General features: G+C 67.7%; 18 protein-coding genes and 3 tRNA genes. 18 read left to right on the top strand and 3 right to left on the bottom strand.

What is annotated here, in order from left to right:
* Positions 1–37: 37 nt before the first annotated feature.
* Entirely contained in the window at positions 38–1,387 is a 1,350-nt protein-coding gene (locus AB0M67_RS25425; RefSeq protein ID WP_365748966.1) for an amidohydrolase family protein, read from the bottom strand.
* A gap of 219 nt (positions 1,388–1,606) precedes the next feature.
* Here AB0M67_RS25425 and AB0M67_RS25420 point away from each other — a divergent pair.
* From AB0M67_RS25420 to AB0M67_RS25385, 8 genes are all read left to right on the top strand, one after another.
* A tRNA-Thr gene (locus AB0M67_RS25420) sits at positions 1,607–1,679 on the top strand.
* Positions 1,680–1,726: 47 nt separating this feature from the next.
* Positions 1,727–1,799 (top strand) — tRNA-Met (locus AB0M67_RS25415).
* Positions 1,800–1,891: 92 nt separating this feature from the next.
* A complete protein-coding gene (rpmG, locus tag AB0M67_RS25410; RefSeq protein WP_003956487.1) occupies positions 1,892–2,056 on the top strand; it encodes a 50S ribosomal protein L33 in 165 nt (54 codons plus the stop codon).
* 137 nt (positions 2,057–2,193) lie between these two features.
* Positions 2,194–2,646, top strand: coding sequence for a MaoC family dehydratase N-terminal domain-containing protein (locus AB0M67_RS25405; protein ID WP_249948353.1), 453 nt, complete (start codon positions 2,194–2,196; stop codon positions 2,644–2,646).
* Positions 2,647–2,651: 5 nt separating this feature from the next.
* Positions 2,652–3,080, top strand: a complete 429-nt coding sequence (locus tag AB0M67_RS25400; protein ID WP_365748964.1) for a MaoC family dehydratase — start codon at positions 2,652–2,654, stop codon at positions 3,078–3,080.
* A gap of 84 nt (positions 3,081–3,164) precedes the next feature.
* Positions 3,165–3,725: a TetR/AcrR family transcriptional regulator gene (locus tag AB0M67_RS25395; RefSeq protein WP_365748962.1), complete on the top strand. Its 561-nt coding sequence runs from the start codon at positions 3,165–3,167 to the stop codon at positions 3,723–3,725.
* A gap of 93 nt (positions 3,726–3,818) precedes the next feature.
* On the top strand, positions 3,819–5,252 hold the full coding sequence (locus tag AB0M67_RS25390) for a DHA2 family efflux MFS transporter permease subunit (RefSeq protein WP_365748960.1): 1,434 nt from the start codon (positions 3,819–3,821) through the stop codon (positions 5,250–5,252).
* A 111-nt stretch (positions 5,253–5,363) separates the two neighbouring features.
* Positions 5,364–6,419 carry a UDP-N-acetylmuramate dehydrogenase gene (locus tag AB0M67_RS25385; RefSeq protein ID WP_365748959.1) on the top strand — a complete coding sequence of 352 codons (1,056 nt, stop codon included), beginning with the start codon at positions 5,364–5,366 and terminating at the stop codon, positions 6,417–6,419.
* A 27-nt stretch (positions 6,420–6,446) separates the two neighbouring features.
* Here the strand turns inward: AB0M67_RS25385 and AB0M67_RS25380 are convergent, their stop codons facing one another.
* Positions 6,447–7,493: an adenosine deaminase gene (locus tag AB0M67_RS25380; RefSeq protein WP_365749231.1), complete on the bottom strand. Its 1,047-nt coding sequence runs from the start codon at positions 7,491–7,493 to the stop codon at positions 6,447–6,449.
* Between the two features lie 96 nt (positions 7,494–7,589).
* The gene (locus tag AB0M67_RS25375) at positions 7,590–8,816 is read right to left on the bottom strand and encodes a pyridoxal phosphate-dependent aminotransferase (RefSeq protein ID WP_365748957.1); all 1,227 of its coding nucleotides are present in this window, start codon (positions 8,814–8,816) and stop codon (positions 7,590–7,592) included.
* 225 nt (positions 8,817–9,041) lie between these two features.
* On the opposite strand from AB0M67_RS25375, the gene AB0M67_RS25370 reads away from it, so the two are divergent.
* From AB0M67_RS25370 to AB0M67_RS25325, 10 genes are all read left to right on the top strand, one after another.
* Positions 9,042–9,114 (top strand) — tRNA-Trp (locus AB0M67_RS25370).
* 108 nt (positions 9,115–9,222) lie between these two features.
* Entirely contained in the window at positions 9,223–9,507 is a 285-nt protein-coding gene (gene secE / locus AB0M67_RS25365) for a preprotein translocase subunit SecE (RefSeq protein WP_249948346.1), read from the top strand.
* Between the two features lie 73 nt (positions 9,508–9,580).
* Positions 9,581–10,447: a transcription termination/antitermination protein NusG gene (nusG, locus tag AB0M67_RS25360; RefSeq protein WP_365748955.1), complete on the top strand. Its 867-nt coding sequence runs from the start codon at positions 9,581–9,583 to the stop codon at positions 10,445–10,447.
* 192 nt (positions 10,448–10,639) lie between these two features.
* The gene (gene rplK / locus AB0M67_RS25355; RefSeq protein WP_030351419.1) at positions 10,640–11,074 is read left to right on the top strand and encodes a 50S ribosomal protein L11; all 435 of its coding nucleotides are present in this window, start codon (positions 10,640–10,642) and stop codon (positions 11,072–11,074) included.
* Positions 11,075–11,156: 82 nt separating this feature from the next.
* On the top strand, positions 11,157–11,879 hold the full coding sequence (gene rplA, locus AB0M67_RS25350) for a 50S ribosomal protein L1 (RefSeq protein WP_365748952.1): 723 nt from the start codon (positions 11,157–11,159) through the stop codon (positions 11,877–11,879).
* A gap of 145 nt (positions 11,880–12,024) precedes the next feature.
* A complete protein-coding gene (locus AB0M67_RS25345; protein WP_365748950.1) occupies positions 12,025–12,927 on the top strand; it encodes a hypothetical protein in 903 nt (300 codons plus the stop codon).
* A gap of 247 nt (positions 12,928–13,174) precedes the next feature.
* Positions 13,175–13,735 (top strand): 50S ribosomal protein L10, encoded by a 561-nt coding sequence (gene rplJ, locus AB0M67_RS25340; protein WP_249948342.1) that lies wholly within the window; start codon positions 13,175–13,177, stop codon positions 13,733–13,735.
* An 84-nt stretch (positions 13,736–13,819) separates the two neighbouring features.
* Positions 13,820–14,203, top strand: a complete 384-nt coding sequence (gene rplL / locus AB0M67_RS25335) for a 50S ribosomal protein L7/L12 (RefSeq protein ID WP_030351422.1) — start codon at positions 13,820–13,822, stop codon at positions 14,201–14,203.
* 590 nt (positions 14,204–14,793) lie between these two features.
* Positions 14,794–18,276 (top strand): DNA-directed RNA polymerase subunit beta, encoded by a 3,483-nt coding sequence (gene rpoB / locus AB0M67_RS25330; protein WP_365748948.1) that lies wholly within the window; start codon positions 14,794–14,796, stop codon positions 18,274–18,276.
* Between the two features lie 125 nt (positions 18,277–18,401).
* Positions 18,402–22,316 (top strand): DNA-directed RNA polymerase subunit beta', encoded by a 3,915-nt coding sequence (locus AB0M67_RS25325; protein ID WP_365748946.1) that lies wholly within the window; start codon positions 18,402–18,404, stop codon positions 22,314–22,316.
* The last annotated feature ends 115 nt before the right edge of the window (positions 22,317–22,431 follow it).

Genomic DNA, 22,431 nt, shown 5'->3' with positions numbered 1-22,431 from the left:
CGTCCGTGGACCGTTCCCCGCCGACCCGGCGTCCCGCTCAGGGGCCGGGGTTACCCAGGACGGACCGTCCCTGCCGGGGCAGTTCGAGCGCGACCGCCGCCGCCGAGTCGCAGTACTCCCGTACGGCGGACGTCCGCGCCACCACCCGTCCGCGGTGGATGACGATCCTGCTGTACGCGAGGGACAGCGCGCCCTCGATCCGCTCCCCTCGTACGGCCAGCAACTCCGCGGGAAAACCCGCCTCGACCCGTACCTCGGGCAGCCCCATCGCCGCCCGCGCCACCCCGCTCACCGCGTCATACGCGTCCGCCGCCCGCATCCCGCCCTGCGACGCCAGCAGATATGCGGCCTCCAGCGGATCGCCGCGCCCCACCGGATTCGACACGTCCCGCAGCGCCCCGCTGCCCGCCGCGATCCGCACACCGGCGGCCCGCAGCAGCCGTACGGGGGCGACGCCGCGCTCGGCGCCGGGCAGCCCGTACCCCCAGGAGTCCGTGCCGGGCGGCTCGGTACCGAACCGGTCCACGCCACCGCGCCGGTCCGCGCCCACCCGTTCCACATCCGCGCGTTCCACACCTCCGCAGCCGCCCTGCGGCAGACAGACCACCGTCACGCCGGCCGCCGCCAGCTGGTCCGCGGCCAGCGCCGCCGTCTCGGCAGGCAGCCTGGCCAGCCCCGCGCACGGCCCGAGCGCCACCCCGGGCCGCAGACCGCCCGCCATCGCGGCGAGCCGGGCGAGCAGGAGCGGATCGTCACCGTCCGTATGCAGATCGACGGGGCAGCCGTGCTCGGCCGCGATCCCCAGCACCGCTTCCGCGTACCCGGCCGGATCCGGGTCCAGGTCGGGGCAGCCGCCCACCACACCCGCGCCCATCTTCACCGCGTCCCGCAGCATCGCGAGCCCGTCGGCGCCCGCGAGGCCGGTCAGCAGCCGAGGTACGGCGACGGCGGTCAGATCGGCGAGACCGCGCAGCGAACGCCGGGCCTGGAGCACCGCCTCCATCCGGCCCAGCTCCTGCGCGCCCCCGATCCGTACGTGGGAGCGCAGCGCGGTCGCGCCGTGCCCGAGTTGCAGCAGGGTGGCCTCGGTGGCGCGGCGCTGCACATCCTCGGGGGAGTACGGGCCCGGTCCGTCGGGGGTGAGCGCGGTGAGGGCGGTGTCACTGTGGGCGTGCGGCTCGGCCGGAGCGGGGAGCAGCAGATAGCCGGCCAGATCCACCCGCGTGCCGTGCGCGGCGAGACTGCCCGGCGTGCCCACCGCCTCGATCCGGCCCGAGCTGAGCCGTACGTCCACGACGCGGCCGTCGGTGAGACGGGCGCCGCACAGGACGAGCGCGGTGGTGTCGGCCGGGGCTCCGTCGGACGGCTGCGGCTGGCTGTCGGGCATCGGGCTCCTGGTGAGGGCTTTCCGGTCGGACTCCGGCGTGCGGGATCACGCAGCGTGAGTCGAGCCTAGGGGCGCCTCGGTCGGCCTTCGAGGAGGAGCGCGACAGTCGTCCCGACGAGCCCACCAGTGGCGTACGGGACACCGCGGGACGCGTGGGGTGTGGGGAGGGAAAACGGATTTGGGCGATCGGCAATCGACCGTGTAATGTCTTCATCGCTCGCCCCAATAGCTCAGTCGGTAGAGCGTCTCCATGGTAAGGAGAAGGTCTACGGTTCGATTCCGTATTGGGGCTCAGATGTTCGGTGATCCTCGCCCTCGGGCGAGGAGATCCAACATCGAAGCGGTGTAGCTCAGTCGGTAGAGCAAGCGGCTCATAATCGCTGTGTCACCGGTTCAAGTCCGGTCACCGCTACACAAAGTAGCCGATTGTGGGGTCGGTCCTTCGATCGGCTACTCTTTTCTGCGTTCATCCGTTCATCCGTTGTCCGTCCAAGGAGCACTCACGTGGCTGCCACCGACGTCCGCCCGAAGATCACGCTGGCCTGCGTGGAGTGCAAGGAGCGGAACTACATCACCAAGAAGAACCGGCGTAACAACCCGGACCGTCTTGAGATGAAGAAGCACTGCCCGCGCTGCAACTCGCACACCGCGCACCGCGAAACGCGCTGAATCAGGCTCGTATGCGAGGCCGTCCCCGGTTGGGGACGGCCTCGCGTCGTTTCTCTTGTCTACGTCAGGCTTGTCTGCGTCAGGTCGTCAGGTCTGCGTCAGGCTTGTGGTCATCTACATCAGGAGGGAGCGAGTCAGTGGCGCTCGATCAGTCCTTCGTGGGGCGGAGCTATCCGCCCACCGCGCCGTACGAGGTCGGCCGGGAGAAGATCCGCGAGTTCGCCGAGGCGGTGGGCGACCCCAACCCGGCGTACACCGACCTGGAGGCCGCCAAGGCCCTCGGGCACTGCGATGTGATCGCTCCGCCGACCTTCGTGTTCGCGATCACCTTCAAGGCCGCGGGTGAGGTCATCGCCGATCCGCAGCTGGGTCTGGACTACAGCCGTGTCGTGCACGGCGACCAGAAGTTCGCGTACACCCGTCCCGTGCGGGCGGGCGACCGGCTGAGCGTCACCTCGACCATCGAGGCGATCAAGTCTCTGGCCGGGAACGACATCATCGATGTCCGCGGTGAAGTGCGCGACGAGGCCGGCGAGCATGTCGTGACCGCGTGGACCAAGCTGGTGGCGCGCGCCGCCGAGGGGGCGTGAGGCCGGTGACCGCGAAGATCGGTTACGACGAGGTCGAGATCGGTACGGAGCTGCCGCCCCGCGGCTTCCCCCTCACACGCGCGACGCTGGTGCGGTACGCGGGCGCCTCCGGGGACTTCAACCCGATCCACTGGAACGAGAAGTTCGCCAAGGAGGTCGGCCTCCCGGATGTCATCGCGCACGGCATGTTCACCATGGCCGAGGCGATCCAGGTGGTGACCGACTGGGTGGGCGACCCGGGAGCCGTCGTCGAGTACGGCGTCCGCTTCACGAAGCCGGTCGTGGTGCCCAATGACGACCAGGGCGCGCTGATCGAGGTCAGCGCCAAGGTCGCGGCCAAGCTGGAGGACAACAAGGTCCGGGTGGATCTGACGGCGATGAGCGCGGGACAGAAGGTGCTGGGCATGTCCCGCGCCGTTGTCCGGCTCGCCTGAGCGATCGACGAGTAAGGGGTGCCCGCAATGGACGGGCGCCCCTTACGTTTGACATAGGTAGTGAGTAGTCAATAACTTTAGCCCATGGTCAGGATGAGCGCGGAAGAGCGGCGCGAGAGCGTGGTCCGCGCGGCGGTCGCGGAGTTCGCCCGGGGTGGCTACCACGGCACCTCCACGGAGACGATCGCCCGCCGGGTCGGCGTCTCGCAGCCGTATCTCTTCCGGCTCTTCCCGAACAAGCAGGCCATATTCCTCGCCGCCGCGGAGCGCTGTCTGGCGGACACCACGCGCGTCCTCGTGGAGGCGTCGGACGGTCTGGAGGGCGAAGAGGCTCTACAGGCCATGGCGACTGCCTATCAGCGGCTCATCGCCGATGATCCGGAGAAACTGCTGATGCAGATGCAGATGTATGTCGCGGTGGCGACCGCCGAGGCCGCGGGTGACCACGAGTTCGGCGACGCGGTACGGGCCGGCTGGCAGACGCTCTGGGAGACGGTCCATCTGACGCTCGGGGCGGACGTGGACGAGACCACGACGTTTCTGGCGTACGGAATGCTGATCAACACCCTTGTCTCGCTCGGCTTCCCGCCCGGCCATCGTATCTGGTCCGGCTTCCACGACGGGGCCCGGCCCTCCGGGGGCTGAACGCCCGCCGGGGGAGTGCCGGGCGCTTCCGTATGGCCAGGAAAGTTAGTAATCCATAACTAATGAGTGCAGGCCCATCAGGGGAGAAAGAGAATGAGTCAGCCAACGGCCGGCCGGTCCCGAGCCATCTGGACCCTGGTCATCACCGGTGTCGCCAGTTTCATGGCGGCCCTGGACAACCTCGTCGTCACCACCGCACTGCCCTCCATCCGAGAAGATCTCGGCGGCGCGCTGGAGGACCTGGAATGGACCGTCAACGCCTACACGCTCACGTTCGCGGTCCTCCTCATGTTCGGAGCGGCCCTGGGTGACCGGTACGGCCGCCGCAGGCTCTTCCTGGCCGGCCTCGCGATCTTCACCGTCGCCTCGGCCGCCGCCGCGCTCTCACCCGGCATCGACGCGCTGATCGCCGCACGCGCCGTCCAGGGCGTCGGCGCGGCGATCATGATGCCGCTCACGCTCACCCTGCTCACCGCCGCCGTGCCCGCCGAACGGCGAGGAGCCGCCCTCGGCATCTTCGGCGCCGTCACCGGTCTCGCGGTCGCCAGCGGTCCACTCGTCGGCGGTACCCTCACCGAACACCTCTCGTGGCAGTGGATCTTCTGGCTGAACGTACCGATCGGCCTCGCTCTGCTGCCCCTCGCCCGGCAGCGCCTCCAGGAGTCGTACGCGCCCGACGCCCGCCTCGACATCCCCGGCACGCTCCTTGTCAGCACGGGCCTCTTCGGCATCGTCTACGCCCTGGTCACGGCCAACGCCGACGGCTGGACCAGCTTCCCCGTCCTGCTGGGCCTGACAGCCGGCGGCGCGCTGCTCATCGCCTTCGTCCTGCACGGACTGCGCGCCCCGGGCGCGATGCTGCCCATGCGGCTGTTCAAGAACCGCGGCTTCGCCGGCATCAACGGCGCCAGCCTTCTGATGTTCCTCGGCATGTTCGGTTCGATCTTCCTGCTCAGCCAGTTCCTGCAAGGGGTTCTCGGCTACTCGCCCACCCAGGCGGGGCTGAGGATGCTCCCGTGGACCGCGATGCCGCTGCTCGTCGCACCGATCGCCGGGGTGCTCTCCGACCGCATCGGCGGCCGGCCCGTGGTGGTCGTGGGCCTGACACTCCAAGCCCTCGGGCTGGGGCTGTTCGCGCTGATCCTCGCGCCGGACATGTCCTACGCGGCGCAACTGCCCGCGCTGGTCATCAGCGGCGTCGGGATGGGGCTGTACTTCGCCCCGACCGCCAGCCTGGTCATGTCCACCGTCCGCCCGGCGGAGCAGGGCATCGCCTCCGGTACGAACAACGCCCTGCGCGAGGTCGGCGGAGCGCTCGGTGTGGCGGTCCTCGGAGCGGTCTTCGCCGCGCAGGGCGGCTACCGTACGCCCGACACCTTCACGGACGGCACCGTGCCGGCCCTCTGGATCGGCGCGGGGACGGTGGCGCTCGGCGCGCTGACGGCCCTGCTCATACCCGGGCGCGGTGCCCAGCGGGTGGATCTGGCCAAGGGGACGGCGGCGGAGCGCGAGCCCGCCGCCGTCTGATCCCGTCCCACCGGACCGTCCAGCCGGCCACCCACCGGACCGTCCGCCGGACAGGACCTACGGGCCGTCGGGATCCGATCCCCGGATCCCGACGGCCCGTACTCTTGTCCCGTGCAGGAACTCCACGACGCCCCCCTCGCCCCACTGACCACCTTCCGCCTCGGCGGCCCGGCGACGCGCCTGGTCACGGCGGTCACCGACGACGAAGTGATCGCCACCGTGCGCGAGGCGGACGCCGCCGGTACGCCGCTGCTGATCATCGGCGGCGGCAGCAATCTGATCATCGGGGACAAGGGCTTCGACGGCACCGCCCTGCGCATCGCGACCAAGGGCTTCTCGCTCGACGGCACCACGCTGGAGCTGGCCGCCGGGGAGATCTGGACCGACGCCGTCGCCCGTACCGTCGAAGCGGGCCTGGCCGGCATCGAATGCCTCGCCGGGATCCCCGGCTCGGCCGGTGCCACGCCGATCCAGAACGTCGGCGCGTACGGCCAGGAGGTGTCGAGCACCCTCACCGAAGTCGTCGCCTACGACCGCTCCACCGGGCGGACGGTCACACTCACCAACGCCGACTGCGGCTTCTCGTACCGCCACAGCCGGTTCAAGCGGCACCCCGACCGCTGGGTCGTCCTGCGGGTCCGCTTCGCGCTGGAGGACGCCCGGGGGCTCTCCGCCCCGCTCAAGTACGCCGAGACGGCGCGCGTCCTCGGTGTCGAACCCGGTGAGCGCGTCCCGGCGGAGACCGCGCGGGACACCGTCCTCAAGCTGCGGGCGGGCAAGGGCATGGTGCTCGACCCCGAGGACCACGACACCTGGTCGGCCGGCTCCTTCTTCACCAACCCGATCCTGACCGACCAGGAGTACGCGGACTTCGTCGCGCGCGTACGGGCCCGCCTCGGCGACGAGGTGACGCCGCCCGGCTTCCCGGACGGGGAGGGGCGTACGAAGACCTCCGCGGCCTGGCTGATCGACCGGGCGGGTTTCACCAAGGGGTACGGCACGGGCCCGGCCCGAATCTCCACCAAGCACACCCTCGCCCTCACCAACCGGGGCGCGGCGACCACCGAGGATCTGCTCGCGCTCGCCCGCGAGGTGGTGGCGGGGGTCCAGGAGGCCTTCGGGATCACGCTGGTCAACGAGCCGGTGACGGTCGGCGTCAGCCTCTAGCGGTTGAGCCGGCCGGATGAACGGGCGTCAGTCGGCCAGCCAGTCGTCGATGCCCGTCAGCAGCTTCTCCCGTACCTCCCGGGGCGCCGCGGAACCCCGTACCGACTGCCGTGCCAGCTCGGCCAGTTCGGTGTCGCTGAAGCCCTGGTGCCGACGGGCCAGCTCGTACTGCGCCGCCAGCCGGGAGCCGAAGAGCAACGGGTCGTCCGCGCCCAGCGCCATCGGGACCCCCGCGTCGAACAGGGTCCGCAGCGGGACGTCCTCCGGCTTCTCGTACACGCCCAGCGCGACATTCGAGGACGGGCAGACCTCGCAGGTCACCCCGCGCTCCGCGAGCCTGCGCAGCAGCTTCGGGTCCTCCGCCGCGCGGACGCCGTGCCCGATACGGGCCGCCCGCAGATCGTCCAGACAGTCCCGTACGGACGCGGGCCCGGTCAGCTCACCGCCGTGCGGCGCGGCCAGCAGCCCGCCGTCCCTGGCGATCGCGAAGGCCCGGTCGAAGTCCCTGGCCATCCCGCGTCGCTCGTCGTTGGAGAGCCCGAAGCCGATGACGCCCCGGTCCGCGTACCGCACGGCGAGCCGGGCCAGCGTCCTGGCCTCCAGCGGATGCTTCATCCGGTTCGCCGCCACCAGCACCCGCATCCCCAGACCTGTCTCCCTGGACGCGGTGTCCACGGCGTCCAGGATGACTTCGAGTGCAGGGATGAGCCCGCCGAGATGGGGGGCGTACGAGGTGGGGTCGACCTGGATCTCCAGCCAGCCCGAGCCGTCCCGTACGTCCTCCTCGGCCGCCTCGCGGACCAGCCGCTGGATGTCCTCGGGCGTCCGCAGACAGGACCGCGCGATGTCGTAGAGCCGCTGGAAGCGGAACCAGCCGCGTTCGTCGGTCGCGCGCAGCTTGGGCGGTTCGCCGCTGGTCAGCGCGTCGGGGAGATGAACGCCGTACTTGTCGGCGAGTTCGAGCAGCGTCGTGGGCCGCATCGAACCGGTGAAGTGCAGATGCAGATGAGCCTTGGGCAGCAGGCTGAGATCGCGGGGGCGGGTGGTGCTCTCCATTCGTAGATCCTGCCGCATGCTCAAGCCGACCGGCAGCCACTTTCCCCGATCGAGATCTTGCCCGAACGCAAAAACGGGCTCCCGGCGACCGCCGGGAGCCCGTCGCGAGCCCACTCAGTCCTTGGCCTCGCCCAGCAGCTTCTGGATCCTGCCGACGCCCTCCGCCAGATCCTCGTCACCGAGCGCGTACGACAGCCGCAGATAGCCGGGCGTACCGAACGCCTCTCCGGGGACGACCGCGACCTCGGCCTCGTCCAGGATCAGCGCGGCCAGCTCGACCGTCGTCCGGGGGCGCTTGCCGCGGATCTCCTTGCCCAGCAGTGCCTTCACGGACGGGTACGCGTAGAAGGCGCCCTCCGGCTCCGGGCAGACGACGCCGTCGATCTCGTTCAGCAGCCGCACGATGGTCTGACGGCGCCGGTCGAAGGCGGCGCGCATCTCGGCGACCGCGGTGAGGTCACCGGAGACGGCGGCGATCGCCGCGGCCTGCGAGACATTGGCGACATTGGACGTGGCGTGCGAATGGAGGTTGGTCGCGGCCTTGACGACATCCTTGGGGCCGACGATCCACCCCACACGCCAGCCGGTCATCGCATAGGTCTTGGCCACACCATTGACCACGATGCACTTGTCGCGCAGCTCCGGTACGGCGGCCGGCAGCGAGGTGAAGGTGGCGTCGCCATACACGAGATGCTCGTAGATCTCGTCCGTCATCACCCACAGCCCGTGCTCGACGGCCCAGCGGCCGATGGCCTCGGTGTCGGCGGGGCTGTAGACGGCGCCCGTCGGGTTGGACGGCGACACGAAGAGGACGACCTTCGTACGTTCGGTACGCGCGGCCTCCAACTGCTCGACGGAGACCCGGTAGCCGGTGGTCTCGTCGGCCACGACCTCTACCGGGACACCGCCGGCCAGCCGGATCGACTCGGGGTACGTCGTCCAGTACGGAGCCGGCACGATGACCTCGTCGCCCGGGTCCAGGATGGCCGCGAACGCCTCGTAGATCGCCTGCTTGCCACCGTTGGTCACCAGGACCTGCGCGGGCTCGATCTCGTAGCCGGAGTCGCGCAGCGTCTTCGCGACGATCGCGGCCTTGAGCTCGGGGAGCCCTCCGGCCGGCGTGTAGCGGTGGTACTTGGGGTCACGGCACGCCTCGACAGCGGCATCGACGATGTAGCCGGGCGTCGGGAAGTCGGGCTCGCCGGCGCCGAAGCCGATCACCGGACGCCCGGCCGCCTTGAGGGCCTTGGCCTTGGCGTCCACGGCGAGGGTCGCGGACTCGGAGATCGCGCCGATACGGGCGGAGACCCGGCGCTCGGTCGGAGGGATTGCAGCGCTCATGCGCCCATGGTCCCAGACCCGAAACCTCGTCGGCACACAGGTTTCGCTGGGTGGACACATAGAAGGAAGCCCGGCGCACGGGGCGGGCCACGACTGTCGCGGGGGAAGCTGTTCGACGCGGGGGCCGCGACCACGTACACTCACTCGTCGTTGGCCCTCAGCCACCAGGTCCGTACCGCGCACTCCGTGCGTCCGGTCGGATGCGGTAGGTTGGGGAAAACGCAAAGGGTCGTAGCTCAATTGGTAGAGCACTGGTCTCCAAAACCAGCGGTTGGGGGTTCAAGTCCCTCCGGCCCTGCTACACACATCTCCGCCAGGATGTGTGCGCATGTACGTACATTCAATGCATCGCCGTGCGGCTCCCCCGGGCGCGGCACGGCCACGACCCGGAATCAGGTGAGAGAGCGTGACGGACGCCGTGGGCTCCATCGACAAGCCTGATGCTGACGACGAGTCCGCCGAGTCGAAGAAGCCGCGCAAGGGCGGCAAGCGTGGCAAGAAGGGCCCTCTGGGCCGGCTCGCGCTCTTCTACCGTCAGATCGTCGCCGAGCTGCGCAAGGTCGTCTGGCCGACTCGCAACCAGCTGACTACGTACACCACCGTGGTGATTGTCTTCGTCGTCGTCATGATCGGTTTGGTGACCGTGATTGACTATGGATTCCAGAACGCAATCAAGTACGTCTTCGGCTGATCCCGCGGAGGGGAGCCCGGTGCGGCGTCCCTTTCGCGTGTTCCACCCAATGAGCCAGGAAGAAGCAGCCACCGTGTCTGACCCGAAACTGAACGACGCCAGCGAGTCGGTGGAGTCCCGCGAGGACGAGACCGGCATCGTCGAGGCGGCGGACGCTGTCGAGCCAGACCAGGCCGAAGCCGCTGACGTCGCCGCGGGCGAGCCGGCCGAGGAAGCCGCCCTCCATATCGAGGACGACGAGGACGACCCGGCGGAGGACGACGCCGACGAGTCCGCCGTCGACGAGGCCGCGAGCGACGCCGACGAAGAGCCCGAGGCTCCCGTCGACCCGGTCGCCGCGCTCCGTGAGGAACTCCGCGGGCTGCCCGGCGAGTGGTACGTGATCCACACCTACGCGGGCTACGAGAAGCGCGTGAAGGCCAACCTGGAGCAGCGTGCCGTCTCGCTGAACGTCGAGGAGTTCATCTACCAGGCCGAGGTCCCCGAGGAAGAGATCGTCCAGATCAAGAACGGCGAGCGCAAGAACGTTCGCCAGAACAAGCTTCCGGGCTACGTCCTGGTACGCATGGATCTGACGAACGAGTCCTGGGGCGTCGTCCGTAACACCCCCGGTGTCACCGGCTTCGTGGGCAACGCCTACGACCCGTACCCGCTGACCCTGGACGAGATCGTCAAGATGCTCGCGCCGGAGGCCGAGGAGAAGGCCGCCCGTGAGGCCGCGGAGGCCGAGGGCAAGCCCGCCCCGTCCCGCAAGGTCGAGGTCCAGGTGCTGGACTTCGAGGTCGGCGACTCGGTCACCGTCACCGACGGGCCGTTCGCCACGCTCCAGGCGACCATCAACGAGATCAACGCCGACTCGAAGAAGGTCAAGGGCCTGGTCGAGATCTTCGGCCGCGAGACCCCGGTCGAGCTGAGCTTCGACCAGATCCAGAAGAACTGAGCCCAGCGGGCGGCGCGTACGCGCCGGTGTCCGCGCGCGACAGCAGCTTCCGACAGGTCAGACAGGCTCATACAGCTGTCTGACCTGTCGGTTTTTGGCCGTGCAGCTATACCCGTTATCGTTGTGCGGTATGCCTCCATCCGGATGACCGGACGGCTGGCTGAAAACTCTCACTAGGACCCGGAGAGAGCAATGCCTCCCAAGAAGAAGAAGGTCACGGGGCTTATCAAGCTCCAGATCAGCGCCGGCGCGGCCAACCCGGCTCCGCCGGTCGGCCCCGCGCTGGGCCAGCACGGCGTCAACATCATGGAGTTCTGCAAGGCCTACAACGCCGCGACCGAGTCGCAGCGTGGCATGGTCGTGCCGGTGGAGATCACGGTCTACGAGGACCGCTCCTTCACCTTCATCACCAAGACGCCGCCGGCCGCCAAGCTGATCCTCAAGGCCGCGGGCGTGGACAAGGGCTCAGGCGAGCCGCACGTCAAGAAGGTCGCGAAGCTCACCCGCGACCAGGTGCGCGAGATCGCCACCACCAAGATGCCCGACCTGAACGCCAACGACCTGGACGCCGCCGAGAAGATCATCGCCGGCACCGCCCGTTCCATGGGCGTCACGGTCGAGGGCTGACCCAGCCGGGCAAGCCCCAGTGGCAGGGCCATGCGCGGCCCGGACCACGACCTCCACACCTGATGAACCACCAGGAGACGAAGTGAAGCGCAGCAAGGCTCTCCGCGGCGCGGACGCCAAGATCGACCGGGAGCGTACGTACGCCCCGCTTGAGGCGGTCCGTATCGCCAAGGACACCACCACCACCAAGTTCGACGGCACCGTCGAGGTGGCCATGCGGCTGGGCGTCGACCCCCGCAAGGCCGACCAGATGGTCCGTGGCACCGTGAACCTTCCGCACGGCACCGGCAAGACCGCCCGGGTCCTGGTCTTCGCGACCGGTGACCGTGCCGAGGCCGCGCGTGCCGCGGGCGCCGACATCGTCGGCGCCGACGAACTCATCGACGAGGTTTCGAAGGGCCGTCTGGACTTCGACGCCGTCGTCGCCACCCCGGACCTCATGGGCAAGGTCGGCCGCCTCGGCCGCGTCCTCGGCCCGCGTGGTCTGATGCCGAACCCGAAGACCGGCACCGTCACCCCCGATGTCACCAAGGCTGTGAACGACATCAAGGGCGGCAAGATCGAGTTCCGCGTCGACAAGCACTCGAACCTGCACTTCATCATCGGCAAGGTCTCCTTCGACGAGACGAAGCTGGTCGAGAACTACGCCGCGGCGCTGGAGGAAGTCCTCCGTCTCAAGCCGTCCGCCGCCAAGGGCCGTTACATCAAGAAGGCGACCCTGGCCACGACGATGGGCCCCGGCATCCCGCTGGACGCCAACCGCACCCGCAACCTCCTCGTGGAGGAGGACCCGGCCGCCGTCTGACACTGACGGCAACCGCGGTCCCGCGTACCAAAAGCCGGTTCCCGCACCTCTCCTGAGGTGCGGGAACCGGCTTTTATCCGTGCCCGTCTGTCATAGGCATGGGTTACCGTGCACGGGAGTTGAAATCACAACCAAGGGGTGGGGAATGAGTAAGTCGGTATGGAGGCGCGGGGGCGTCTCGCTGGCGGCTGTGGCCGTCATCGCCGCTGTCGCGGGCTGTCAGAGCGACGGCGGTAAGGCATCGTCCTCGTCAGGGGCCGCGGATGTCATCACCGCCGCTTTCAAGAAGACCTCCGAGGCGAAGTCGGCCAAGGTCCGGATGACGATGACGATGCCGGCCGAGGCCGGCGCGGCGGGCGACATGGAGATGACCGGCGTCATGGGGTGGGACCCCACGGTGATGGACATGACCATGGACGGATCGGCGCTGGCGGCCGACGCCTCGGCCCCGGACAAGATCCGGATGATCTGGCGCGACAACGTCATGTACATGGACATGGGCCCGGACGCGGCCAAGGAGATGGACGGCAAGCGCTGGATGAAGCTCGACCTGGGCGCCGTGGCCGAGGCCTCGGGGGACAAGGCGGCCCAGAAGCAGCTGGCGGGCGGCCTGGAGAACATGAACCAGGACCCGGCCCAGCAGCTCGCCCTGCTGCTCGACTCGCCGAATCTGAAGCACCTCGGCAGCGAGAAGGTCGACGGCGTCCAGGCAGAGCACTACAAGGGCACGCTCACGCTCGACGAGCTGGTGAAGTCCCAGGGGTCTCTCGACGTGCTCAGCGCCAAGGAGCGTGCGGACCTCCTCGACTCGATGAAGAAGTCGGGCCTGAAGGGGTACGACACGGAGGTCTGGGTCAACGAGGACGACTATCCGGTGAAGATGGACGTCGGCATGGACACCGCCCAGGGCGAGATCAACATATCCATGCACTACTCCGACTACGGAGCGAAGGCGGAGGTCCAGGCGCCGCCGGCCGGTGAGACCTTCGACTTCGCCGGGCTGATGGGCAGCCTGGGCGCCGATGGAACGGGTGCGGCCACCGGCTGATTTGTACTGCGGCCTCCTCCTCACGTACTCTGCCCCAGAAGCCAAAGACCGCTGGTCGTTGCTGTGCGCTCGCAAGAGGGTGCGGCGGCCGAAGGATCCGCTAGCTGCGGACGACCCGCGCAGGTGACTGTGGACAGTTCCCGGATTCCATTCGGTCGAGCTACGCCCCGTGCGCCTGCGCCGGGGCGTTTCGTTTTGCCCAGCCCCTTCTGAGCGGTCCTCATCACCCGGAAGGAGGCCGACGCTCATGGCAAGGCCCGACAAGGCTGCCGACGTAGCCGAGCTGACGGACAAGTTCCGCAGCTCGAATGCCGCCGTGCTGACCGAGTACCGGGGTCTCACCGTGGCGCAGCTCAAGGAGCTGCGCCGTTCTCTCGGTGAGAACGCCCAGTACGCCGTGGTGAAGAACACGCTGACCAAGATCGCGGCCAACGAGGCCGGGATCAACACGCTGGACGACCTCTTCGCGGGTCCGACGGCGGTTGCCTTCGTCACCGGTGACCCGGTGGAGTCGGCGAAGGGTCTTCGTGACTTCGCCAAGGAAAACCCGAATCTCGTCATCAAGGGCGGCGTCCTCGATGGCAAGGCGCTGAGCGCTGACGAGATCAAGAAGCTCGCGGACCTTGAGTCCCGCGAGGTTCTGCTCTCCAAGCTGGCAGGTGCCATGAAGGGCAAGCAGTCGCAGGCTGCCTCGCTCTTCCAGGCGCTTCCGTCGAAGTTCGTCCGCACCGCGGAAGCGCTTCGCGTCAAGAAGGAAGAGCAGGGCGGTGCCGGTACGCCGGCTCCCGTCGAGGCCGACTCCGAGTAATCACGCTCGCTCGGCCGCAGCGGGCCGGTACGCCCGCGGAACTGTACATACGGCACCAGCCGAATTAGTGGAAGGACCGCCATCATGGCGAAGCTCAGCCAGGAAGACCTGCTCGCGCAGTTCGAGGACATGACCCTCATCGAGCTCTCCGCGTTCGTGAAGGCGTTCGAGGAGAAGTTCGACGTCACCGCCGCCGCCGCGGTCGCCGCGCCGGTCGCCGGTGCCCCGGGTGCCCCGGCCGAGGCCGAAGAGGTCCAGGACGAGTTCGACGTCATCCTCACGGGTGCCGGCGAGAAGAAGATCCAGGTCATCAAGGTCGTGCGTGAGCTGACCTCCCTGGGCCTCAAGGAGGCCAAGGACCTCGTGGACGGCGCCCCGAAGCCCGTCCTGGAGAAGGTCGCCAAGGAGGCCGCTGACAAGGCCGCCGAGTCCCTCAAGGCCGCCGGCGCCTCCGTCGAGGTCAAGTGACCTCGTACGAGTCCGTTACCGGCCGCCTGTAGGCGTACGGAGGCAGTCTCGGCGCCGCGAGGCGCGATGTTGACGCGAAGGGCGATCACCCAGTCGGGTGGTCGCCCTTCAGCGTCCCCGCAGGGGCTGCCTTGCTCTTCGGCGAGCGGCGAGTATCGTGATCATCGCCGCGCTTCCACCCGCCCCGTGACCTCTTGCGTGGGGTGGGGGGCCTTGACGAACCGCACGCAGCGCGCAATTCTCAGGACGCGTCGCCACAATCGATCCGCATCCGAGGCATGGATCGACGGCGAAGAGGGCAGTATCGATGTGCGCCTACGGCGCGAGGCTTGACGCAGTTGAGTTGCCGCAGTTGAGACAAGGGTGTTGAGAAAAACGAGGGTGTCGGAAAACCCGCTCTGGACATCAGTGTGCCAAGTGGCTACACTGACCCTTTGCGCTGCCTGTTAGCTGCTCCCTGCCCGTCACCAGGGGCACCCCCTCGCAAGAGCATCGGTGAGTGAACGGCCCTGAACTGGGCTTTCTCTCTCCGTGCCCGGCTTGGGACCGGTACGCGCGTAGTGAGTCCGAGCCCTCGGAAGGACCCCCTCTTGGCCGCCTCGCGCAACGCCTCGACCACGAATACGAACAACGGTGCCAGCACCGCCCCGCTGCGCATCTCCTTTGCAAAGATCAAGGAGCCCCTCGAGGTTCCGAACCTCCTGGCGCTGCAGACCGAGAGCTTTGACTGGCTGCTCGGTAACGCCGCTTGGAAGGCTCGTGTCGAGGCGGCTCTGGAGAGTGGGCAAGACGTCCCCAGGAAGTCAGGTCTGGAGGAGATCTTCGAGGAGATCTCTCCGATCGAGGACTTCTCCGGGTCGATGTCGCTGACCTTCCGCGATCACCGCTTCGAGCCGTCGAAGAACTCCATCGACGAGTGCAAGGAGCGCGACTTCACGTTCGCCGCCCCGCTCTTCGTCACGGCTGAGTTCACCAACAACGAGACCGGCGAGATCAAGTCCCAGACGGTCTTCATGGGCGATTTCCCGCTCATGACCAACAAGGGCACCTTCGTCATCAACGGCACCGAGCGTGTCGTGGTGTCCCAGCTGGTCCGCTCGCCGGGTGTCTACTTCGACTCGTCGATCGACAAGACGTCCGACAAGGACATCTTCTCCGCCAAGATCATCCCGTCCCGGGGTGCCTGGCTGGAGATGGAGATCGACAAGCGCGACATGGTCGGTGTCCGTATCGACCGCAAGCGCAAGCAGTCCGTGACCGTCCTCCTCAAGGCTCTCGGCTGGACCACCGAGCAGATCCTGGAGGAGTTCGGCGAGTACGAGTCCATGCGCGCCACCCTGGAGAAGGACCACACCCAGGGCCAGGACGACGCGCTGCTCGACATCTACCGCAAGCTGCGTCCGGGCGAGCCCCCGACTCGCGAGGCGGCTCAGACGCTGCTGGAGAACCTCTACTTCAACCCGAAGCGCTACGACCTCGCGAAGGTCGGCCGCTACAAGGTGAACAAGAAGCTCGGCGCGGACGAGCCGCTGGACGCCGGCGTGCTCACCACCGACGATGTCATCGCGACCATCAAGTACCTGGTCAAGCTGCACGCCGGGGAGACCGAGACGGTCGGTGAGAACGGCACCCAGATCGTCGTCGAGACCGACGACATCGACCACTTCGGCAACCGTCGTCTGCGTAACGTCGGCGAGCTCATCCAGAACCAGGTCCGTACGGGTCTGGCGAGGATGGAGCGTGTCGTGCGCGAGCGCATGACGACCCAGGACGTCGAGGCGATCACGCCGCAGACCCTGATCAACATCCGGCCGGTCGTCGCCTCCATCAAGGAGTTCTTCGGCACCAGCCAGCTGTCGCAGTTCATGGACCAGAACAACCCGCTGTCGGGTCTGACCCACAAGCGCCGTCTGTCGGCGCTGGGCCCGGGTGGTCTGTCCCGTGAGCGGGCCGGCTTCGAGGTCCGTGACGTGCACCCGTCGCACTACGGGCGTATGTGTCCGATCGAGACCCCTGAAGGCCCGAACATCGGCCTGATCGGCTCGCTCGCCTCGTACGGCCGGGTCAACGCGTTCGGGTTCGTCGAGACCCCGTACCGCAAGGTCACCGACGGCCAGGTCACCGACGAGGTGGACTACCTGACCGCTGACGAGGAGGACAGGTTCGTCATCGCTCAGGCGAACGCGACGCTCTCCGACGAGCTGCGCTTCACCGAGCCCCGCGTCCTGGTCCGCCGCCGTGGCGGAGAGGTCGACTACGTGCCCGGCACGGACGTCGACTACATGGATGTCTCGCCGCGCCAGATGGTGTCGGTCGCGACCGCCATGATCCCCTTCCTGGAGCACGACGACGCCAACCGTGCCCTCATGGGCGCGAACATGATGCGTCAGGCCGTGCCCCTGATCACGTCCGAGGCGCCGCTGGTCGGCACCGGCATGGAGTACCGCTGCGCGGTCGACGCCGGTGACGTCATCAAGGCGGAGAAGGAGGGTGTGGTCCAGGAGGTCTCCGCGGACTACATCACCGTCGCCAACGACGACGGCACGTACACCACGTACCGCATCGCCAAGTTCTCCCGGTCCAACCAGGGCACCTCGGTCAACCAGAAGGTTGTCGTCAACGAGGGCGACCGGGTCATCGAGAGCCAGGTCCTCGCCGATGGTCCCGCCACCCAGCAGGGTGAGATGGCGCTCGGCAAGAACCTCCTCGTGGCGTTCATGCCGTGGGAGGGCCACAACTACGAAGACGCGATCATCCTCAGCCAGCGGCTGGTCCAGGACGACGTCCTCTCCTCGATCCACATCGAGGAGCACGAGGTCGACGCCCGTGACACCAAGCTGGGCCCCGAGGAGATCACCCGGGACATCCCGAACGTCTCGGAGGAGGTCCTCGCGGACCTCGACGAGCGCGGCATCATCCGGATCGGTGCCGAGGTCGTCGCCGGAGACATCCTGGTCGGCAAGGTCACGCCCAAGGGCGAGACCGAGCTGACCCCGGAGGAGCGGCTGCTCCGCGCGATCTTCGGTGAGAAGGCCCGTGAGGTCCGTGACACCTCGCTGAAGGTGCCGCACGGCGAGACCGGCAAGGTCATCGGTGTGCGTGTCTTCGACCGCGAGGAGGGCGACGAGCTGCCGCCGGGCGTGAACCAGCTGGTTCGCGTGTATGTCGCGCAGAAGCGCAAGATCACCGACGGTGACAAGCTCGCCGGCCGTCACGGCAACAAGGGCGTCATCTCGAAGATCCTGCCGATCGAGGACATGCCGTTCCTGGAGGACGGCACCCCGGTCGACATCATCCTCAACCCGCTGGGTGTCCCGTCCCGAATGAACCCGGGACAGGTCCTGGAGATCCACCTCGGCTGGCTCGCCAGCCAGGGCTGGAAGGTCGAGGGCAGCGAGGAGTGGATGGAGCGGCTGAAGGCCATCGGCGCCGACGAGGTCGCCGCCGGTACCAACGTCGCCACCCCGGTCTTCGACGGTGCCCGTGAGGACGAGATCTCCGGTCTCTTCGAGGCGACGATCCCGAACCGCGACGGCAACCGGATGGTCCAGCCGTCCGGCAAGGCACACCTGTTCGACGGCCGCTCCGGTGAGCCGTTCCCGGACCCGATCTCGATCGGGTACATGTACATCCTCAAGCTCCACCACCTGGTCGACGACAAGCTGCACGCGCGTTCGACCGGCCCGTACTCGATGATCACCCAGCAGCCGCTGGGTGGTAAGGCTCAGTTCGGTGGTCAGCGCTTCGGTGAGATGGAGGTGTGGGCGCTGGAGGCTTATGGCGCCGCGTACGCCCTCCAGGAGCTGCTGACGATCAAGTCCGACGACGTGACCGGCCGCGTGAAGGTCTACGAGGCCATCGTCAAGGGCGAGAACATCCCCGAGCCCGGCATTCCCGAGTCCTTCAAGGTGCTCATCAAGGAAATGCAGTCGCTCTGCCTCAATGTGGAGGTGCTGTCCTCGGACGGTATGTCCATCGAGATGCGTGACACGGACGAGGACGTCTTCCGCGCGGCGGAGGAGCTCGGTATCGACCTGTCCCGGCGCGAGCCGAGCAGCGTCGAAGAGGTCTGACGGGTTCGCCGGCCGGATCCCGTATCCGGCCGGCTCTCCCCGGACCCGTTCAGACCATTGCTGAAGTGCCCCATCTACTCGCTGACGCGAGGGGCTCGAACCCCCGAAAGAGGGATTGACGACAAGTGCTCGACGTCAACTTCTTCGACGAGCTGCGGATCGGCCTTGCCACCGCGGACGACATCCGGACCTGGTCGCACGGCGAAGTGAAGAAGCCGGAGACCATCAACTACCGCACGCTCAAGCCCGAGAAGGACGGACTCTTCTGCGAGAAGATCTTCGGTCCGACCCGGGACTGGGAGTGCTACTGCGGCAAGTACAAGCGTGTCCGCTTCAAGGGCATCATCTGTGAGCGCTGTGGCGTGGAAGTCACGCGCGCCAAGGTGCGCCGTGAGCGGATGGGCCACATTGAGCTGGCCGCGCCCGTGACCCACATCTGGTACTTCAAGGGCGTCCCGTCACGCCTCGGGTACCTGCTCGACCTCGCGCCGAAGGACCTCGAAAAGGTCATCTACTTCGCCGCGTACATGATCACGTTCGTGGACGAGGAGCGCCGTACGCGCGACCTGCCGTCGCTGGAGGCGCATGTCTCCGTCGAGCGCCAGCAGGTCGAGAACCGCCGCGACGCCGACCTCGAAGCCCGCGCCAAGAAGCTTGAGACCGACCTGGCCGAGCTGGAGGCCGAGGGCGCCAAGGCCGATGTGCGCCGCAAGGTGCGCGAGGGCGCCGAGCGTGAGATGAAGCAGCTGCGCGACCGCGCGCAGCGCGAGATCGACCGTCTCGACGAGGTGTGGAACCGCTTCAAGAACCTCAAGGTCCAGGACCTGGAGGGCGACGAGCTGCTCTACCGCGAGCTGCGTGACCGCTTCGGCACGTACTTCGACGGTTCGATGGGTGCCGCGGCGCTGCAGAAGCGCCTGGAGTCCTTCGACCTGGACGAGGAGGCCGAGCGCCTCCGCGAGATCATCCGTACCGGCAAGGGCCAGAAGAAGACCCGCGCGCTCAAGCGCCTCAAGGTCGTCTCCGCGTTCCTGCAGACCAGCAACAGCCCCAAGGGCATGGTGCTGGACTGCGTGCCGGTCATCCCGCCGGACCTGCGTCCGATGGTGCAGCTGGACGGTGGCCGCTTCGCGACCTCCGACCTGAACGACCTGTACCGCCGTGTGATCAACCGCAACAACCGCCTCAAGCGTCTCCTTGACCTCGGTGCCCCCGAGATCATCGTGAACAACGAGAAGCGGATGCTGCAGGAGGCCGTCGACGCGCTGTTCGACAACGGCCGCCGCGGTCGCCCGGTGACGGGTCCCGGTAACCGTCCGCTGAAGTCCCTGAGCGACATGCTCAAGGGCAAGCAGGGCCGGTTCCGTCAGAACCTCCTCGGCAAGCGAGTCGACTACTCGGCCCGTTCCGTGATCGTCGTCGGTCCGCAGCTCAAGCTGCACCAGTGCGGTCTGCCGAAGGCCATGGCGCTGGAGCTCTTCAAGCCGTTCGTGATGAAGCGCCTGGTGGATCTGAACCACGCGCAGAACATCAAGTCGGCGAAGCGCATGGTCGAGCGCGGCCGTACGGTCGTGTACGACGTGCTCGAAGAGGTCATCGCCGAGCACCCGGTGCTGCTGAACCGTGCGCCGACCCTGCACCGTCTGGGCATCCAGGCCTTCGAGCCGCAGCTGGTCGAGGGCAAGGCCATCCAGATCCACCCGCTCGTCTGCACCGCGTTCAACGCGGACTTCGACGGTGACCAGATGGCCGTCCACCTGCCGCTCTCCGCGGAGGCGCAGGCCGAGGCCCGCATCCTGATGCTGTCCTCGAACAACATCCTGAAGCCGGCCGACGGTCGTCCCGTCACCATGCCGACCCAGGACATGGTGCTCGGTCTCTTCTTCCTCACGACGGACGAGGAAGAGCGCGAGGTCATCGGCGAGGGCCGGTCCTTCGGCTCCACCGCCGAGGCGACCATGGCGTTCGACAACCGGGAGCTCTCGCTCCAGGCGAAGGTCGACATCCGCTTCCCGGTGGGCACGATTCCGCCGCGTGGCTGGACCCCGCCTGTCGCCGATGAGGCCGACACGGACGGCACCGCGGTGCCGTGGCAGCAGGGCGACCCGTTCCGGCTGCGTACGACCCTGGGCCGCGCGCTCTTCAACGAGCTGCTGCCCGAGGACTACCCGTTCGTCGACTACTCGGTGGGCAAGAAGCAGCTCTCCGAGATCGTCAACGACCTCGCCGAGCGCTACCCCAAGGTCATCGTGGCGGCGACGCTCGACAACCTGAAGGCGGCCGGCTTCTTCTGGGCGACCCGTTCCGGTGTCACCGTCGCCATCTCCGATGTCGTCGTGCCCGAGGCGAAGAAGGCGATCGTCCAGGGTTACGAGGCGCAGGACGAGAAGGTCCAGAAGCAGTACGAGCGCGGTCTGATCACCAAGGACGAGCGCACGCAGGAACTCATCGCGATCTGGACCAAGGCGACCAACGAGGTCGCCGAGGCGATGAACGCGAACTTCCCGAAGACCAACCCCATCTTCATGATGGTCAACTCGGGTGCTCGCGGAAACATGATGCAGATGCGTCAGATCGCCGGTATGCGTGGTCTGGTGTCCAACGCCAAGAACGAGACGATCCCGCGTCCCATCAAGGCGTCCTTCCGTGAGGGTCTGTCCGTGCTGGAGTACTTCATCTCCACGCACGGTGCCCGAAAGGGTCTGGCCGACACCGCCCTGCGTACCGCCGACTCGGGTTACCTGACCCGTCGTCTGGTGGATGTCTCGCAGGACGTGATCATCCGCGAGGAGGACTGTGGCACCGACCGCGGTCTGAAGCTGCGGATCGCCGAGCGCGGCGCCGATGGTGTGCTGCGCAAGGCGGAGGACGTCGAGACGTCCGTGTACGCGCGGATGCTCGCCGAGGACGTCGTCGTCGACGGCAAGGTCATCGCGCCGGCAAATGTCGACCTGGGCGATGTCCTGATCGACGCCGTCGTGGCCGCCGGGGTCGAGGAGGTCAAGACCCGCTCGGTCCTGACCTGCGAGTCCGCGGTCGGCACCTGTGCCTTCTGCTACGGCCGTTCGCTGGCCACCGGCAAGCTGGTCGACATCGGTGAGGCGGTCGGCATCATCGCCGCCCAGTCCATCGGTGAGCCCGGTACCCAGCTGACGATGCGTACCTTCCACACCGGTGGTGTGGCCGGTGACGACATCACCCAGGGTCTGCCCCGAGTCGTCGAGCTCTTCGAAGCCCGTACGCCCAAGGGTGTCGCCCCGATCTCGGAGGCGGCCGGCCGCGTCCGTATCGAGGAGACCGAGAAGACCAAGAAGCTCGTCGTCACCCCGGACGACGGCAGCGACGAGACGCCGTTCCCGATCTCCAAGCGTGCCCGTCTGCTCGTGGGCGAGGGCGACCATGTCGAGGTGGGCCAGAAGCTCACCGTGGGTGCCACCAACCCGCACGACGTGCTGCGGATCCTCGGTCAGCGCGCGGTCCAGGTCCACCTGGTCGGCGAGGTCCAGAAGGTCTACAACTCGCAGGGTGTGTCGATCCACGACAAGCACATCGAGATCATCATCCGGCAGATGCTGCGCCGTGTGACGATCATCGAGTCCGGCGACGCGGAGCTGCTGCCGGGCGAGCTGGTGGAGCGCTCGAAGTTCGAGACCGAGAACCGTCGTGTGGTCACGGAAGGCGGCCACCCGGCCTCCGGCCGTCCGCAGCTGATGGGTATCACCAAGGCGTCGCTGGCCACCGAGTCGTGGCTGTCGGCGGCGTCCTTCCAGGAGACGACCAGGGTCCTCACCGACGCGGCGATCAACGCCAAGTCGGACTCCCTGATCGGCCTCAAGGAGAACGTCATCATCGGTAAGCTCATCCCGGCCGGTACGGGTCTGTCCCGCTACCGCAACATCCGGGTCGAGCCGACCGAGGAGGCCAAGGCCGCGATGTACTCGGCCGTCGGCTACGACGACATCGACTACTCGCCGTTCGGCACGGGCTCCGGCCAGGCCGTTCCGCTGGAGGACTACGACTACGGTCCGTACAACCAGTAAGGCGTGAGCGAACGAAGGGCGGCCATCCTGTACGGGATGGCCGCCCTTCGGCGTTTCGGGCCCCCGGGGTTTCTCATCAGGTCTCACTCTTCGCCGCGATCGCTCGGGTATCTGG

It is taken from the genome of Streptomyces sp. NPDC051662, assembly GCF_040681655.1.
Lineage (GTDB): Bacteria > Actinomycetota > Actinomycetes > Streptomycetales > Streptomycetaceae > Streptomyces.
This window is presented reverse-complemented; position numbering and strand designations above follow the sequence as displayed.